General features: G+C 62.2%; 13 protein-coding genes. 12 read left to right on the top strand and 1 reads right to left on the bottom strand.

What is annotated here, in order from left to right; translation table 11 throughout:
* The first annotated feature begins 84 nt into the window (after window positions 1-84).
* From ACUTSC_RS03285 to uilS, 3 genes are all read left to right on the top strand, one after another.
* On the top strand, window positions 85-627 hold the full coding sequence (locus tag ACUTSC_RS03285; protein WP_445653072.1) for a (2Fe-2S)-binding protein: 543 nt from the start codon (window positions 85-87) through the stop codon (window positions 625-627).
* Complete coding sequence (locus ACUTSC_RS03280; RefSeq protein WP_445653071.1) at window positions 620-4,192, top strand: molybdopterin cofactor-binding domain-containing protein; 3,573 nt, start codon at window positions 620-622, stop codon at window positions 4,190-4,192. Before ACUTSC_RS03285 ends, ACUTSC_RS03280 begins: the two co-directional genes overlap by 8 nt.
* Before the next feature lie 99 nt (window positions 4,193-4,291).
* Window positions 4,292-5,152 (top strand): UilS family quorum-quenching N-acyl-homoserine lactonase, encoded by an 861-nt coding sequence (gene uilS, locus ACUTSC_RS03275; protein ID WP_197773977.1) that lies wholly within the window; start codon window positions 4,292-4,294, stop codon window positions 5,150-5,152.
* On the opposite strand, the gene ACUTSC_RS03270 is transcribed toward uilS, so the two are convergent.
* On the bottom strand, window positions 5,136-6,041 hold the full coding sequence (locus tag ACUTSC_RS03270) for a LysR substrate-binding domain-containing protein (RefSeq protein ID WP_197767804.1): 906 nt from the start codon (window positions 6,039-6,041) through the stop codon (window positions 5,136-5,138). The genes uilS and ACUTSC_RS03270 overlap by 17 nt on opposite strands.
* Before the next feature lie 107 nt (window positions 6,042-6,148).
* On the opposite strand from ACUTSC_RS03270, the gene ACUTSC_RS03265 reads away from it, so the two are divergent.
* The 9 genes from ACUTSC_RS03265 to ACUTSC_RS03225 all read left to right on the top strand — a co-directional run bounded on the left by ACUTSC_RS03265 (window position 6,149) and on the right by ACUTSC_RS03225 (window position 16,514).
* Window positions 6,149-6,895, top strand: a complete 747-nt coding sequence (locus tag ACUTSC_RS03265; protein WP_197767805.1) for a TSUP family transporter — start codon at window positions 6,149-6,151, stop codon at window positions 6,893-6,895.
* Window positions 6,896-7,442: 547 nt separating this feature from the next.
* Window positions 7,443-7,709, top strand: coding sequence for a hypothetical protein (locus ACUTSC_RS03260; RefSeq protein WP_443003376.1), 267 nt, complete (start codon window positions 7,443-7,445; stop codon window positions 7,707-7,709).
* A gap of 58 nt (window positions 7,710-7,767) precedes the next feature.
* Window positions 7,768-7,932: a TcdA/TcdB catalytic glycosyltransferase domain-containing protein gene (locus tag ACUTSC_RS03255; RefSeq protein ID WP_443003375.1), complete on the top strand. Its 165-nt coding sequence runs from the start codon at window positions 7,768-7,770 to the stop codon at window positions 7,930-7,932.
* Window positions 7,933-8,021: 89 nt separating this feature from the next.
* Window positions 8,022-9,296 carry an HlyD family secretion protein gene (locus tag ACUTSC_RS03250; RefSeq protein ID WP_445653070.1) on the top strand — a complete coding sequence of 425 codons (1,275 nt, stop codon included), beginning with the start codon at window positions 8,022-8,024 and terminating at the stop codon, window positions 9,294-9,296.
* Window positions 9,289-11,388, top strand: a complete 2,100-nt coding sequence (locus ACUTSC_RS03245; protein WP_197767807.1) for an ABC transporter transmembrane domain-containing protein — start codon at window positions 9,289-9,291, stop codon at window positions 11,386-11,388. Before ACUTSC_RS03250 ends, ACUTSC_RS03245 begins: the two co-directional genes overlap by 8 nt.
* Window positions 11,389-11,736: 348 nt before the next feature.
* On the top strand, window positions 11,737-12,792 hold the full coding sequence (locus ACUTSC_RS03240; protein ID WP_197767808.1) for a P1 family peptidase: 1,056 nt from the start codon (window positions 11,737-11,739) through the stop codon (window positions 12,790-12,792).
* Between the two features lie 16 nt (window positions 12,793-12,808).
* Window positions 12,809-13,633, top strand: a complete 825-nt coding sequence (locus ACUTSC_RS03235; RefSeq protein WP_197767809.1) for a M55 family metallopeptidase — start codon at window positions 12,809-12,811, stop codon at window positions 13,631-13,633.
* Window positions 13,634-13,833: 200 nt separating this feature from the next.
* Window positions 13,834-16,056, top strand: a complete 2,223-nt coding sequence (locus ACUTSC_RS03230; RefSeq protein ID WP_445653069.1) for a molybdopterin cofactor-binding domain-containing protein — start codon at window positions 13,834-13,836, stop codon at window positions 16,054-16,056.
* Entirely contained in the window at window positions 16,056-16,514 is a 459-nt protein-coding gene (locus tag ACUTSC_RS03225) for a (2Fe-2S)-binding protein (RefSeq protein WP_038880659.1), read from the top strand. The genes ACUTSC_RS03230 and ACUTSC_RS03225 overlap by 1 nt, the downstream gene beginning before the upstream one ends.
* Window positions 16,515-16,524: the final 10 nt, after the last annotated feature.

The raw sequence follows: 16,524 nt of genomic DNA, 5'->3' as shown, positions 1-16,524 counted from the left end.
TCGCCCGCGCAACGTCGGTTGCCTGGTGGTCGGTGGCGAGAGGCCAGCCCATAAGACCATCACGTGCAGGCGGAGACGCGAACAATGGCGATATCTGAAGTGCAGTCGCCCAGGGAAGGCGCGAAAACCACGCTGACGGAGCATCCGCTGATGCTGTCGGTGAACGGCGAACAACTTCATGCGCAGGTGATGGCGGATACGCCGCTCTTGCTGGTACTGCGCAACGATCTGGCGCTCAACGGCCCGAAATACGGCTGCGGCCTGGGCGAATGCGGCGCCTGTACCGTGTTGATCGACGGCGTGGCGGCGCGCTCCTGCGTGATCCCGGCGCTCGGCGTGTCCGGCCGGGCGATCGTGACCCTGGAAGGCCTTGGCGATCGCCAGCGCCCGCATCCGGTGCAGCGTGCCTTTATCGAAGAGCAGGCGGCGCAATGCGGCTACTGCCTCAACGGCATGATCATGACCACCAAAGCCCTGTTGGATCGCAATCCCGCCCCGAGCGAGGCGGAGATCCGTCAGGCGCTGTCCGGCAACCTGTGCCGCTGCGGCACCCATCTCGAAATCCTGCGTGCGGTTCAGCGCGCCATCATCTTCTGCCGCGATGAGGACGCCCACGCTCATGACTGATTCCCGTCCCTCATCGCCGAGCCAGGCCGAATTGCTGCAGCGCGACGGCGTGCTGCTGATCGTCGACAGCGTGCAACCGCCGTCGGGGCCGGTGCCCAAAGGGCAAACGCCGGTGCTGAAGCCCAGGGAGCAAGGGCTGTTTATCGCCCTGTGCGGCAGCGGCGAAATCTATGCCTTTAACGGCCATGTCGATCTCGGCACCGGTGTACGCACCGCGCTCGGCCAAATCGTCGCCGAAGAGCTGTACCTGCGCATGGATCAGGTGCGAATGGTGTTGGGCGATACCGAACGCGCGCCGAATCAGGGCGCCACCATCGCCAGCGCCACGCTGCAGATCTCCGCCGTGCCGCTGCGCAACGCCGCCGCCGAAGCGCGCCGTTGGCTGTTGCGCCAGGCGGCGCAGCGCTTCGATGCGCCGGTGGAACAGCTGACGCTGGTGGAGGGCGTGATCCGCAGCCCGCAGGGGCAGGCGCTCAGCTACGCCGAGCTGGTGGCCGGCGGTCATGTCGAACTGTCGATTTCCGGTGACGCGCCGCTGAAACCGCAGGCGGAATATCGCCTGGTGGGCACCAGCGCCGCGCGCGTCGATATTCCGGCCAAGGCGACCGGCGAAACCACCTACGTACACGACATGCGCCTGCCGAACATGCTGCACGGCCGAGTGGTGCGGCCGCCCTATGCCGGGTATGACAGCGGCGAATTCGTCGGCACCAGCCTGCTGGCGGTGGACGAAACCTCGATCGCGCATATTCCCGGCATCGTCAAACTGGTGGTGATCGGCGATTTCATCGGCATTGTCGCCGAGCGCGAAGAGCAGGCGATCAAGGCGGCGCAGGCGCTGCAGGTCAGTTGGAAAGACTGGCGGCGCAATTTGCCGCAGATGACCGACGTGGCGCAGGCGCTGCGCGACAACCCGCATTCGACCCGGGTGGTGCACGATACCGGCGATGTGGACGCGGCGCTGGCGGCGGCCGACAGGCGTTTCACCCGCAGCTACCTGTGGCCGTATCAGCTGCATGCCTCGATTGGCCCTTCCTGCGCGCTGGCGGACTACCGGCCGGAGCGCCTGCAGGTCTGGTCAGGCAGCCAGAACCCGCACCTGCTGCGCGCCGATCTGGCCTGGCTGCTGGAATACCCGGAAGCGCAGATCGAGATTGTTCGCATGGAGGCGGCCGGTTGCTATGGCCGCAATTGCGCCGATGACGTCTGCGCCGACGCGGCGCTGCTGTCGCGCGCGGTGGGCAGGGCGGTGCGGGTGCAGCTGACCCGTGAACAAGAACATGTGTGGGAACCGAAGGGCACGGCGCAGCTGATGGAAGTGGACGGCGGGCTGGACGCCGCCGGGCACCCGGTCGCCTACGACTTTCGCACCTATTATCCTTCCAACGGCGCGCCGACGCTGGCGCTGTTGCTGACCGGTCGGGTCGAGCCGTTGCCGGTGGCCTATGAAATGGGCGACCGCACCTCGGTGCCGCCTTATGAATATCCGGCGCTGCGCGTCAGCATCGAGGACATGGCGCCGATCGTGCGCGCCTCCTGGATGCGCGGCGTTTCCGCCTTGCCGAACACCTTCGCCCACGAATCTTATATCGATGAGCTGGCCCACGCCGCCGGCGTCGATCCGCTGGAATACCGGCTGCGCTATATCCATGACGAACGCGCCAGTGAGCTGATGCGCAGCACCGCAGAGCGCGCCGGCTGGACGCCGCATACCGAACCGATGCAGACCCCGGCGGAAGACGGCGTGCTGCGCGGGCGCGGCTTTGCCTATGCCCGTTACATCCACAGCAAGTTTCCCGGCTTTGGCGCGGCCTGGGCCGCTTGGGTGGCCGACGTGGCGATCGACAAAGCCAGCGGCGAAGTGGCGGTGACGCGCATCGTGGTCGGCCACGACGCGGGCATGATGGTCAACCCGGACGGCGTGCGCCACCAAATTCACGGCAACGTGTTGCAATCGACCAGCCGGGTGTTGAAAGAGCGCGTGACCTTTGAGGAATCGACGGTCTCCGCCAAAGAATGGGGGGCTTACCCGATCCTGACCTTCCCGGAGGTGCCGGAGGTGGACGTGGTGATGATGCCACGCCCTTACGATCCGCCGCTGGGCGCCGGGGAGTCGGCGTCGGTGCCCAGCGCGGCGGCCATCGCCAACGCGGTGTTCGACGCCACCGGCATTCGTTTTCGCGAGCTGCCGATCACCTCGGATAAGCTGCGAGAGGCGCTGAACGGGCCGGACACCGAGCGGCAGGCCGCCCCGCCCAAGAAAAAGAAGCGCGGCAAATGGTGGTTCGGCGGTGCGGCGGGGCTGTTCGGCGCGGTGCTGGGCATCGCGGGCAGCGCCTTGCCGTGGCGGGCGGAGATCGCGCCGGTGGCGACGCCCGGTGCCGGCACCTGGTCGGCCGCCACGCTGGAGCGCGGCCGCCAATTGGCCGCCGCCGGAGACTGCGCGGTTTGCCATACCGCGTCGGAAGGGGCGACCAACGCCGGCGGGCTGGCGATGGCGACGCCGTTCGGCACGCTCTACAGCACCAACATTACCCCGGACGTGGCAACCGGCATCGGCAACTGGTCATTTACCGCGTTCGATCGGGCGATGCGCCAGGGCATCGCCCGCGACGGCCGCCATCTCTATCCGGCATTTCCTTACACCGCATTCAGTAAAATGACCGACGGCGACATGCAGGCGCTGTACGCTTATCTGATGTCGCAACCGGCGGTGCGCCAGAGCAATCCGGCCAATCAGATGCGCTTCCCGTTTAACCTGCGGCCGCTGATGGCCGGCTGGAACGCGCTGTTCCTGCGCCAGGGGGAATTTCAACCCGATCCGCAACAAAGCGCGCAGTGGAACCGCGGCGCCTATCTGGTCAACGGGCTCGGCCACTGCGCCGCCTGCCATTCGCCGCGCAATCTGCTGGGGGCAGAAAAGGGCGGCGCGGCTTTCCTGGCGGGGGGGATGGTGGACGGATGGGAAGCGCCGGCGCTGAATCAATTGGCCAATGCGGACAAGCCCTGGACCGAGGAGCAGCTGTTTCAGTACTTCCGCAGCGGGCATTCTGCCGAACACGGCGTGGCGGCCGGGCCGATGGGGCCGGTGGTCAGCGAACTGGCGACGTTGCCGCAGAGCGATCTGCGGGCGATGGCCAACTATGTGATGTCGCTGAGCACCAAGGCGACGCTGAATGTGGAACCGCAGGCGCAGTTGGCGGCCCGCGCCTTGCCGGCGGCGGGGCAACTGGCGGGCGAGCGGTTGTTTCAGGGCGCTTGTCAGGCCTGCCACAGCGCCGCCGCCGGCGGGCCGCAGCTGTTCGGCGTCAGCCCGGATCTGGCCAATAACACCAATATCTTCAGCGATCGCCCCGATAACCTGATCAAGGTGATCCTGCAAGGGATCCCCAAACCGGCCACCGCCGAATTGGGCTTTATGCCGGGCTTTAAGGACAGCTTTTCCGATCGACAGGTGACGGCGCTGGTGAATTATCTGCGCCAACGCTATGCCGGTGACAAACCGGCCTGGCGCGACGTGGAGGCGCAGGTGGCGCGGCTGCGCGCGGAACCGGGGAATCATTAACATTGTAAATTGTTACATTGAGTTATTGACTGGCGACGTTCATTCGGGGATTAATGTGAGCCTGATTTTTACCTTACCTATAAAAAACAGGATGTTAACATGGCATTAACCACGCATAAAATGGAAAGCGGCCTGGCCGTAACAGTTCGTTTACCTGATAACCCGACCAAGGTTCCGGCGATTATTCTGTGTCACGGCTTCTGCGGCATTCAGGAACTGTTGCTGCCGGCCTTTGCCGAGGCCTTCGTCAACGCCGGTTTTGCGGCGGTGACGTTTGACTATCGCGGCTTCGGCGCCAGTGAGGGCGAACGCGGGCGGCTGGTACCGGCGCTGCAGATTGAGGATATCCTGGCGGTGAGCCGGTGGGTGCAAACGCAGCCGCGGATCGACAGCGAGCGCATCGGCTTGTGGGGCACGTCGTTTGGCGGCTGCCACGTGTTCGGCGCTGCCGCGGCCGAGCCGGCCATCAAGTGCGTCGTTAGCCAGTTGGCCTTCGCCGACGGGGAAACCATCGTGACGGGGAAAATGGCCGCCGACGAAAAACAGGCGTTCATCGCCACGCTGGACAAAATGGCGGAGAAGAAACAGGCCACCGGCAAAGAGATGTTTGTCGCCGTCACCCGGGTGTTGAGCGATGACGAGTCGAAGGCGTTCTTCGAGGAGAACAAGGCGCGTTACCCGGCGATGGACATCAAGATCCCGTTCCTGACCGTGCGCGAAACGCTGCGCTATCAGCCGCGTGACAATGCGGCGCGCGTCGCATGCCCGGCACTGGTGGTGGTGGCGGGCGGCGATACCGTCAATCCGCCGGAGCAGGGCATCGCGCTGTATGAGGCGGTAGGCAGCGCGAAAAAGGCGCTGCATGTCGAGCAGAATGCGAAGCACTACGACATGTACGCCGGCCCGCATTTCGCCGGCATCATCGGGCGTCAGATCGCCTGGTTCAACGATCACCTGTAAGACCGTCTTCCCCCTGGCGCAGGAATGCCACCAGCCGCTGCGCCGGCAGCGGCAGCTGCGCCCGTTCACGCACCACAACCGACAGGTTCCGGGTCGCCCAGTCGTCCGTGAGCGGCAGAGCGCCATGCCGGATCTCCGGATGGCGTTGGGCGCTCTCTTCCGGCACCACCGCCAGCCCGGCGCCGCGCCGCACCATACGACAGATGGCGTCGAAATTAGCGGCGCGCGCCCGTAGCCGCATCGGGCCGCCGCTGCGTATCGCCAACTGCTCCAAATGCTGTTGCAGCGCGCTCTGTTCCGGCAGGCCGATGAAATCAAAAGGCAGGGCGTCCGCAAAGCTGAGCTGGCGGCGGCCGCTGAGCGCATGCCCCGGCGGCAGCGCCAGCACCAGACGATCCTGCCGGAAGGGGTAACTTGCCAGCCCGCGCAGATCGGCGTGATCCGCCACGATGCCGATATCCGCCGCCCGTTCGGCGATCGCCTGCGCGATGGCCGGGCTGGGCAACTCCTCCAGTGCGATGTCGGTGTGCGGGTGCAGCACCAGAAAATCCGCCAACAGCTCCGGTAAAAAGGCGTCGGCGGCGACGGTATTGGCGACGATGCGCAACTGGCTGCGCTGGCCCGGCGCAAACTCGGCCATGTCACCGCGCAGCCGGTCGCGCTGCTGCAGCAGCACGCGTGCGTGTTGCAACAGGCGCTCACCGGCGGGCGTCGCCTGGACGCCGCGCGGATTGCGCGTCAGCAGCGCCACACCGGCCTGTTGCTCCAGCCCGCGTATGCGTGCGCTGGCGGCGGCCAGCGACAGCCCGACGCGCTCGGCGCCGGCGGTGATGCTGCCGGTCTCAAGCACCGCCGCCAACAGCCGCAGATCGATAAAGTCAAAATGCATGCGTTCTTCCTCTGTCTTTGCCGCAGGCAGGCTCTGCCATTGCCGCATTGTGCCGCGCTGCGCCGCCGGCCACAATCGGGCCGTTGATTCGCCATAAGGATAGACGCATGTCGCTGACGTTACTCGAAATTGTCGCCCTGACGGGCATTTTTACGCTGGCCGGCACGGTCAAAGGGGCGATCGGTTTGGGATTACCGACGGTGTCGATGGGGCTGCTCAGCCTGATGATGCCGCCGGGGCAGGCCGCCGCGCTGCTGCTGTTGCCCTCTTTGATCACCAATTTGTGGCAGTTGCTGTGCGGGCCGCGGCTGGGGGCGCTGTGCCGCCGGCTCTGGCCGATGATGCTGTGCGTCACGCTGGGCACGTTGCTGAGCGCCGGCACACTCACTGCCATCGACGGCCGCCTGGCGCCGCTGGCGCTGGGCGTTTGCCTGATCGGCTATGCGCTGTTGGGTTTTACCCGTTTCGACTGGCGCGTTTCCACTGCGGCGGAGCCTTGGCTGGGGCCGCTGTGCGGCCTGGTGACCGGCGTGCTGACCGGCGCCACCGGCGTGTTCGTCATACCGGCGGTGCCTTATTTGAACGCATTGGGTCTGGCGCGTGACGATCTGGTGCAGGCGCTGGGGCTGTCGTTCACCGTCTCGACGCTGGCGCTGGCCGCCGGACTAGCCTGGCATCAGGCGCTGCCCGGCGCGCTGCTCGGCGTTTCGCTGTTGGCGCTGCTGCCGGCGTTGGCCGGCATGTGGCTGGGCGGGATCGCGCGTCGTCACAGCAGCCCGCTGATTTTTCGTCGCCTTTTCTTTATTGGGTTATTAATCTTGGGCGTTGAGATTATTTGGCGTTCAATTAATTGAATCGATAGCATCTATGTGTAATCAGGTTTGGTATATTATTCTGGGTTTTATTCTAATATGATTGTTTTCGATATTTAAAATAAACTTTGCTTATTGGTTTTTTTATGAAATAAAGAGTGGTTATGGATTGTTATTAGTGCATTTTGTTTTTTCAACCACAACCCGTTTAAAACGGGGCAACCCCAGTGAATCCATAGGATAATATTGATGAAGGAAATTTTAAGCAGCCAATTCGATGCGGTGTCGGGTGGATGGCAGGATCGAGATGGGAGTGGAAAAAGATCGTCTGATAACGGAGGCTCCGGTTCTTCAAGTCGCGGCGGAAATAACGTCGGTGACCGCGGGCCTCAGTTATTCCTGTCAAAAAACAGCCCTTATGGCAGTGGTTCCGGCGCCGGCGGTTTCTGGGGGAATGCTAGTTCAACAAAAATGGGTACGGCGGCAATGGCACTGGACCGAGAGAGGCCAGAGAATTCGGAACCAAACGCTAATTAACAGATGCAATCCCAGCACAGAAGTAAAATTCTGTGCTTTTATGGGGTATATGATGAATAGGTATGTTGTTTTTATAAAGAGTGATGAATCAAAAGTGCTAAGAAAAGACATGGTTACACGAGAAATTATTAGGGATATGAAGCGGAAGGGCTTCAGAAAGCATCATGTCGAAGTAGAGGCTGATAACGAAAGCGATGCCATTAACAAATTAAATAAGAACAGCAATGACTATTTGGATTCATTGAAAAATTTTTCCGGTGATTTATTGTTCTGTTCTATTTGTGTTGTTGTTATGGCGATAGTCTATTTTTTGAGCTAAGCATAACCCAGCATTGAATCATTCAAGTTTTACATATTATATTTTCGTGGTGATGTAAATGAACCATCAGGCATTGGGTGTCGATTTATCAAAGATAGAAAAGTCATCCGTTCCAAATATCCTGCACTTTATATGGATTGGTGACTTAAATGATGTAAATACGCATTATATCGACATATGGAAAAAAGCGAATAAAGATAAGCAGATATTCTTTTGGTCTTGAAATGCAGATTAACTGACCTTCTGCTTGTTTTATTGTCAATACAATAGCCTGTGAATTTGAATGTTAGATATCACTAAGGGACGCTGATCATGTTTCGCCAGGAAGCGATCGATAATCAGAAAATGAAATGGCGTGGTCGGGCCCTCCTGCTACCCGGCATTCCTTTTTGGCTTACGGCAGGGCTCTGCCTGTTTTTTCTCATTGCTTTTCTCACCTTCGCCATCGCCGGCACCTATACCCGGCGGGTCAACGTGACCGGCGAGATCAGCACCTATCCCCGGGCCGCCAACGTCTATTCCGCCGTCCAAGGGGTGGTGGTCAAACAATTCGTCACCGAAGGGCAGGTGATCGCCGTCGGAGCGCCCATTTACCAGATTGACGTCAGCAAAAACACCCGCAGCGGTGTAGTCAGCGATAACCAGCAACGGGATATTGATGGCCAGCTGGCGCGCATTGCGCAAATCATCAGCCGACTGGAAAGCAGCAAGCAGGCCACGCTTATCATGCTGGAAAAACAAAAGGCGCAATATATCGCCGCGTTCACCCGTTCAACCGACATCCTCAAACGCGCCCAGGAAGGGATACGCATCATGAAGGAAAATATGGAGAATTACCGGCACTATCAAACCAAGGGATTGATCACTAAGGATCAGCTCACCAACCAGGTGGCGTTGTATTACCAGCAGCAGAACAACCTGCTGGGCCTGTCCGGACAGAACGAACAGAATGCGCTGCAGATCACCGCGCTGGAAAGCCAGATCCATATCCAGGCCGCCAACTTCGACAACCAGATTTACCAGATGGAGCTGCAGCGCCACGAGCTGCAGAAGGAGCGGCTCAACATTGATGCCGGCGGGGCGATCATCGTTCGCGCGCTGGCCGATGGCCGCATCGATTCGCTGAGCGTCACGGTTGGCCAGATGGTCAACGTCGGTGACAGTCTGCTGCAAGTGCTCCCCCACAATATCGATCGCTACGCCCTGGTGCTATGGGTGCCCAACGACGCCATCCCTTACATTGCCGCCGGTGACCAAGTCAATGTGCGTTATGACGCCTTTCCGGCGGAGAAATTCGGGCAGTTTGCCGGTACGGTAGTCGTCATCTCCAAAGCCCCGGCCTCACCGCAGGAAATGCTGACCTACCAGGGGGCGCCCAAAACGGCGCTGACCGCCGCCGTGCCGTACTACAAGGTGATCGTCATTCCGGAAAAACAATCCATTGCCTATGACGGTAAACGTCTGAGCCTGGAAAACGGCATGAAAGCGCAAAGCCCCCTGTTTCTGGAAGAAAGGAAGATTTACCAGTGGATGTTGTCACCGTTCTACGACATGAAACACAGCGCGACGGGGCCGGTCAATGAGTAAGCCCACATTCAAACAGCGGATCAGCCAGCTGGACCTGCGGCTGCGCCACCGGGTTCCGATGGTGCACCAGACCGAGTCGTCAGAATGCGGGCTGGCCTGCCTGGCGATGATCTGCGGTTACTACGGTAAAAACGTCGACCTGATCGCGCTGCGCCGGCAGTTCAGCCTGTCGACCCGCGGCGCCACGCTGACCGGGTTAACCGGTATAGCCGAACAGCTGGGGCTGGCCACTCGCCCTCTATCACTTGATATTGACGAGCTCAGCGCGCTGAAACTCCCCTGTATTTTGCACTGGGAGTTCAACCATTTCGTGGTGCTGGTCAGTATCAAAGGTCACCGCGCGGTGCTGCATGATCCGGCGCGCGGGCGCCGGGCCGTCAGCCTGACGGAACTGTCGCACAGTTTCACCGGCGTGGCGCTTGAGGCCTGGCCCGGCAGCGCCTTCACCGCCGACAGCGTCCGCCACCGTATTCACCTGCGCACGCTGATTGGCAGCGTACACGGTCTTAAGGGGGCGCTCGGCAAAATCTTTTGCCTGTCTCTGGTATTCGAAACCATCAACCTGGTGATGCCCATCGGCACGCAACTGGTGATGGATCATGCTATTCCCGCCGGGGATCGCGGGTTACTGACGCTCATCTGCGTTGGTCTGATGCTGTTCATCCTGTTACGGGCAGCTGTCGGCATGGTGCGCGCCTGGGCCGGACTGGTCATGTCGACGCTCATCAACGTGCAGTGGCAATCCGGTCTGTTTACCCACCTGTTGCGCCTGCCGCTGGGCTACTTTGAACGACGCAAACTGGGTGACATTCAGTCACGCTTCGGCTCGCTGGATACGCTGCGCAGCACCTTCACCACGAGCATTGTCGGCGCCATCATGGACGGCATCATGGTGATCGGCGTGCTGGTGATGATGGTGCTGTATGGCGGCTGGTTGACCTGGGTGGTGATTGCATTCACCGCGCTCTACGTGTTGATGCGGCTGCTGACCTACGGCTATTATCGCCAACTGTCCGAAGAAGCGCTGGTCAGGGAGGCCCGTGCCGGCTCGTATTTTATGGAGACGCTGTACGGTATCGCCACCGTCAAGATGCAGGGCATGGCGGAACGTCGCATTGCCCATTGGCTCAACCTTGAAATCGACACCATCAATACCGGTATCCGGGTCACCCGCATGGACATGCTGTTTGGCGGGATCAACACCTTCATTGCCGCCTGCGATCAGGTCGTGATTCTTTGGCTGGGAGCCAGTCTGGTGATCGATAACCAGATGACCCTCGGCATGTTCGTGGCCTTCGGCGCCTTTCGCGGGCAGTTCTCCGAATGCATCGGGTCGCTGACGGAATTTTTGCTGCAGCTGCGCATGATGAGCTTGCATAACGAGCGCATTGCCGATATCGCCTTGCACCCACGAGAAAACCGTAAACCAGACCTTCCCTACGCGGCGGGCCTGCAACCTTTGGGATTGACGACCCATGCCCTGAGCTATCGTTACGACAGCCAGTCACCGACGGTCTTCGCTGCCTTGGACATCAATGTTGCGCCGGGCGAGAGCGTGGCCATCGTGGGGCCGTCCGGCGCCGGCAAGACCACATTGATGAAGGTGCTGTGCGGGTTATTTCCCCCGGACTCAGGGCGGGTTGAGGTGAACGGCGTCGATATCCGGCAGCTTGGCATCAACAACTACCACAAGATGATCGCCTGTGTGATGCAGGACGACAAGCTGTTCTCCGGCTCGATCCGGGAAAATATCTGCGGGTTCGTGGACGAGGTGGACGACGCCTGGATGGAAACCTGCGCCCGTGCCTGCTATCTGCACGACGTGCTCATGCGTATGCCGATGGGGTATGAAACCCCGATCGGCGAGTTGGGGGAAGGATTGTCAGGCGGGCAGAAGCAACGCCTGTTCATTGCCCGGGCGATTTACAAGAAGCCGGCGATTTTGTTCCTGGATGAGGCCACCAGCGCACTGGATAAGGAGAGCGAAGCTGAGGTGAATCAGGCCATCAAGAGACTCAATATCACGAAGGTGATCATTGCCCACCGTGAAACGACCATTGCGTCGGCAGATCGGGTAATACATTTTGGATAAGGGGAGATATCACCCGCGGCACCGGCCGTTTACCCTGTTTTGCCCCCTAAAAACCCAATAAGGCTCAGGCCTGCGGGATGCCTAAAATGGTCTCCCATATGCCGGCGAGATACCCGTTTGGGGGCCATGTCTTTGCCGTGCGTCACGTCGCAGCGTTTGCGCATTCAGCACCAGATCTTTCACCCGCATCCTGATAACGCAGCAGGGCGTCTTCGATGCCCTGCGAGTTGGTCTGAACGGCGATGAGGCAAGGCTATTTTCGCTGTCCGCTCCGGTTTTCAATTTACTGGGCGCTTACATTGCGCGATATTCTGGTTTTCTGATGGGCTAACGGCAGATGAGGGAACCATGACAGACAGCCAGGCGTTTGAACAACAAAGCCTCGACAATCTGCTGAGCTATTGGCGGCGCCATCGCCGCCTGCCGGGCGCGCGCTATCCGGCCGGGCCGACCGACAGCCTGTGCGACGTGCCGGGCGTCAGCGTCGGGCATCACACCCTGACCGATGGCGAATGCCAGACCGGCGTCACCGCCATCGTGCCGCCGGGCGATCTGTTCAACCAGCCGCTGCCGTGCGGCAGCGCGGTGCTCAACGGCTTCGCCAAGCCGCTGGGATTGGTGCAATTGAATGAGCTGGGGGAGTTGCAGACGCCCATTCTGCTGAGCAACACCTTCGCCGTCGGCACGCTGTTCAACGCCATGGTGCGGCGCAGCTGCCTGCGCTACCCGCAGATCGGCCGCGGCAGCGCCACCATCAACCCGCTGGTGCTGGAGTGCAACGACGGCTACCTCAACGATATTCAGGCGATGGCGGTGCGTGAGGAGCACGTCTTCAGCGCGCTGGATAACCATTCCACCCGCTTTGCGCGCGGCAGCGTCGGCGCCGGGCGCGGCATGAGCAGCTTCGGCCTGAAGGGCGGCATCGGCACCGCCTCGCGCTATTGCCCGGGATTAGGCACCATGCTCGGCGTGCTGGTGCTGGCCAACTTCGGCACCCTCGACTCGCTGACGCTGAGCGGCGTGCGCGTTGGCCCGGCGCTGGGCAAGCTGTTGGCGGATCCGCCGCCGCAGGTGGACGCCGGCTCGGTCATTATCATCATCGCCTGCGATCGGGCGCTGGACAGTCGCCAGCTGAACCGCATCGCCCGCCGAGCGGGCGCGGGCCTGGGGCGGGTGGGTAGCCATTGGGGACACGGCTCCGGCGATATCGCGCTGGCGTTCTCCACCCGGTTGCTGGGGGCCACGCTGCCGGACGAACGGCTGGAGCCGCTGTTTGCAGCGGCCGCGGACGCCACCGAATACGCGGTGCTGGATGCGTTGCTGAGCGCCGAAGGCGTCAGTGGTTTCCAGCAGCATACGCGCACGGCGCTGGGCCCGCTGCTCGATCGGCTGGCGGCAACTTAAATAACGGGAGTGTGATGTGAAAGTCTTTATCTCTGCGGATATCGAAGGTATTGCCGGCGTGATGCGGCCGGAGCAGTGCAACCCGGCCCATGCCGACTATGCGGCGGCGCGCGAGCTGATGGAGCAGGAGGTGAACGCCGCCATCGACGGCGCTTTCGCCGGCGGGGCCTCCGAGGTCACGGTGGCCGACAGCCACGCCATGATGCAGAACCTGCGCGCCGATCGCATCGATGGGCGCGCGCGGCTGGTGCAGGGCAAGCCGCGCGGGCTGTCGATGGTGGAAGGGCTGCAGCATCAACGCTACGACGGCCTGATGTTTATCGGCTACCACAGCGCCGCCGGCGAACATGGCGTGCTGGCGCACACCATCAACGGCCGGGCCTTTTACCGCGTCAGCCTGAACGGCGAAGCGGTGGGCGAAAGCGATCTGTATGCGGCGGCGGCGGCCGAGTTGAACGTGCCGCTGTGGCTGGTGAGCGGTGACGACGAGCTGCAACGCTGGATTGCTGAACGTTATCCGCAGTCTGGCTATGTTTGCGTGAAGCGCGCTATCTCGCAAACCGCCGCCGAATCGCTCAGCCCGCAGCGGGCGCGCGCCGAGATCCGCGAGCGGGCGATGCAGCAGGTGCGCCAGGGCGCGAAACTGCCGGTGGAACGCCGCTTCATGCCGCCTTACCGGCTGACGCTGATGGCGGCCAAACCGGTGCTGGCGGATCTGTTCAGCCTGGTGCCCGGCGTGGAGCGCCAGGACGCGCTGACCGTGGCCTTCGACAGCGACAACATGGCGGCGCAAATCCGCCTGCTCAGCGTCTTCTCCTATCTGGCGACGACGCAGAGCTGACCCCGGTGCGGGTTCTCGCCCGCACCGCACGATTCCTCAACGAAAAATCCCTTATCAAGATTAGGCCTGCTGGATAATAGGCTACGCTAATTATTGCTCTGTTGCGCTATATCACCTGACGGGCGCGACAAGCCATTCCCATAACAAGATTTGTTTCGCCGAAGGCAGTGACGCCTTCGGCTTTTTTGGAGTCATGAGCAATGAGCATATCCCAAGTTCCGCTTTCGCGGCGGCGGTTTATCGTCGGCGCCGGGGCGTTGGTGATCGGCGCCTATCTGCCGTCCACCGGCGCACTGGCGCGTTCGGCTGCCCCGGCCGCCTCCGGCGCGGCGGCGTTTGACGCCAACGCCTTCGTTCAGATCGGCGCCGACGGCGTCGTCACCGTGATCAGTAAACACACCGAAGTGGGCCAGGGGGTCTATACCGGCATGGCGACGCTGGTCGCCGAAGAGCTCGATGCCGACTGGGCGCAGGTACGGGTCGTCGCCGCGCCGGTGGACACCAATATCTACAAAAACCTGACCTTCGGATTCCAGGGCACCGGCGGTTCCAGCTCGGTGGCCAATGCCTATGAGCAGATGCGGCGCATGGGCGCCATGGCGCGCGCGCTGCTGGTACAGGCCGCCGCGCAGAGTTGGAAAACCTCGGCGCAGGAAATTACCGTGCAGGCGGGCAAGATCCGCCATGCCGCCAGCGGGCGCGAGGCGGGCTTCGGCGAATTCGCCGCGCTGGCCGCCACGCTGCCGCCGCCCGATCCCGCCAGCCTGACGCTGAAGGATCCGGCCAATTTCACCCTGATCGGCAAAACGCGCGGCCTGCACCGCGTCGATTCATTGGCGAAAACCAACGGCAGCGCGCAGTTCTCGCAGGATATCCACGAACCGGACATGTTGACCGTCACCATCAAGAAGCCGCCGCGCTTCGGCGGCAAGGTGGCGACCTTCGACGCCGAACGGGCGCTGGCGGTGCCGGGGGTGGTGGCGGTGAAGCAAATCGCCACCGGCGTGGCGGTTTACGCCAAAAACACCTGGGCGGCGATCCAAGGGCGGGAGCGGCTGAAGGTGACGTGGGATGACGCGCAGGCCGAACGGCGCAACACCGAGGAGATCTACGCCGAATTCCGCCAGGTGGCGCAGAAAACCGGCGTGGTGGCGAAGAGTCTCGGTAAGCCGGACGAAGTGTTCGACAAGGCCGATAAGGTGATCGAGGCCGAATATACCTTCCCGTACGTCGCGCACGCGCCGATGGAGCCGCTGGACGGCTATTTGTTCTGGGACGGCGGGAGCGTCAAGGCGCGCTATGGCTGCCAAATCCAGACGCTCGATCACAAGCAGCTGTGCGATCTGTTCGAGTTGCCGCCGGACAAGGTGCAGATTGAAACCATTCTGGCGGGCGGCAGCTTCGGCCGGCGCATCGATTTAGGCAACCCGACGCTGGGGCCGGATCTGGCGGCCGACATGGCGGCGGCCGCCAAGGGGATCGGCCCCGGCCACGGCGTGAAGGTGGTATGGACGCGCGAGGACGACATCCGCAACGGCTGGTATCGCCCGATGATCCTGCACCGCCTGCGCGGCGCCATCCGCGGCGGCAAGGTGGTGGGCTGGACCGATACCGTGGTCGGCCACTCCTGGACGCGCCACAGCGCGATGGATGCGCTGGTGGTCAACGGCCTCGATCAGATGATGGTCGAGGGCGCCAGCGAGGTGTCATACACCTTCGAAGCCTTCCGCTGCGATGCGCATATCGTGCCGGGTAAGGTGCCGACCACCTCGCTGCGGTCGGTGGCCAGCACCCACACCGGCCACGCGGTGGAGAGCTTTATCGACCAGTTGCTGCAGGAAACCGGGCAGGATCCGGTCGAAGGGCGGCTGGCGCTGATGGGCGATGCGCCGCGCGCGGCGGGCGTGCTGCGCGCGGTAGCGAAAGCCGCTGACTGGCAGGGCGCGAAAGTGGTGGACGAACGCGCGCGCGGCGTGGGCGTCGCCAAGGCCTTCGATACCTATGTGGCGCAGGTGGCCGAGGTCTCGATCGGCGAAGGCGGCATCCCGAAAGTGCACAAGGTATGGTGCGCGGTGGACTGCGGCGTGGCGGTGAATCCCGACGTGATCCGCGCGCAGATCGAGGGCGGCATCGGTTATGGCCTGAGTATGGCGCTGTACGGCAATATCACGCTGAAAGACGGCGTGGTCGAACAGTCCAATTTCAATAACTTCCGCCCGCTGCGCATCGATGAGATGCCGGAGATCGAGGTGATCATCGTGCCTTCGAGCGAGAAACCGACCGGCGTGGGCGAGCTGGGGGTGCCGACCATCGCCCCGGCGGTCGGCAACGCGCTGGCGCTGCTCGGGCGGCCGCGCACCTCGCTGAGCCTGCCGCTGCATAATCCTACCGCGAACCCGGCGTCTGACAAGGAGAGAACCTGATGATTCAACTAACCGTAAACGAGCAGCCGCTGACCTTCGAGGGCGATCCGCACATGCCGCTGCTGTGGTTCTTACGTGACGAAGCCGGCCTGACAGGCACCAAGTTCGGCTGCGGCATCGCCATGTGCGGCGCTTGTACCGTGCATCTGGATGGTGTGCCGGTGCGCTCGTGCATGACGCCGGTCTCCGCCGCCGTCGGCAAAAAAATCACCACCATCGAAGCCGTGGGCGCCACGCCGGAAGGCAAGGCGGTGCAGGAAGCCTGGCTTGATCTGGACGTGGTGCAGTGCGGCTACTGCCAGTCCGGCCAGATCATGAGCGCCAGCGCGCTGCTGGCGCAAAGCAAGGATCCGAGCGATGCGGACATCGACGCGGCGATGGGCGGCAACGTCTGCCGCTGCGCCACCTATGTGCGCATTCGCGCCGCCATCCACCAGGCCGCCAAGGCGTTGGGTTAGGGAGAGATGC

It is taken from the genome of Serratia sp. TSA_105.2 (assembly GCF_052692115.1).
Note: the sequence above shows the minus strand (reverse complement) of the source record. Positions and strands in the feature narration are given on the sequence as shown.

Coding starts and splice junctions, on each gene's coding strand:
- ACUTSC_RS03250 (WP_445653070.1), top strand. CDS start 8,022: ATGTTTCGCCAGGAAGCGATCGATAATCAGAAAATGAAATGGCGTGGT.
- ACUTSC_RS03280 (WP_445653071.1), top strand. CDS start 620: ATGACTGATTCCCGTCCCTCATCGCCGAGCCAGGCCGAATTGCTGCAG.
- ACUTSC_RS03260 (WP_443003376.1), top strand. CDS start 7,443: ATGAATAGGTATGTTGTTTTTATAAAGAGTGATGAATCAAAAGTGCTA.
- ACUTSC_RS03240 (WP_197767808.1), top strand. CDS start 11,737: ATGACAGACAGCCAGGCGTTTGAACAACAAAGCCTCGACAATCTGCTG.
- ACUTSC_RS03255 (WP_443003375.1), top strand. CDS start 7,768: ATGAACCATCAGGCATTGGGTGTCGATTTATCAAAGATAGAAAAGTCA.
- uilS (WP_197773977.1), top strand. CDS start 4,292: ATGGCATTAACCACGCATAAAATGGAAAGCGGCCTGGCCGTAACAGTT.
- ACUTSC_RS03285 (WP_445653072.1), top strand. CDS start 85: ATGGCGATATCTGAAGTGCAGTCGCCCAGGGAAGGCGCGAAAACCACG.
- ACUTSC_RS03245 (WP_197767807.1), top strand. CDS start 9,289: ATGAGTAAGCCCACATTCAAACAGCGGATCAGCCAGCTGGACCTGCGG.
- ACUTSC_RS03225 (WP_038880659.1), top strand. CDS start 16,056: ATGATTCAACTAACCGTAAACGAGCAGCCGCTGACCTTCGAGGGCGAT.
- ACUTSC_RS03230 (WP_445653069.1), top strand. CDS start 13,834: ATGAGCATATCCCAAGTTCCGCTTTCGCGGCGGCGGTTTATCGTCGGC.
- ACUTSC_RS03265 (WP_197767805.1), top strand. CDS start 6,149: ATGTCGCTGACGTTACTCGAAATTGTCGCCCTGACGGGCATTTTTACG.
- ACUTSC_RS03270 (WP_197767804.1), bottom strand. CDS start 6,041: ATGCATTTTGACTTTATCGATCTGCGGCTGTTGGCGGCGGTGCTTGAG.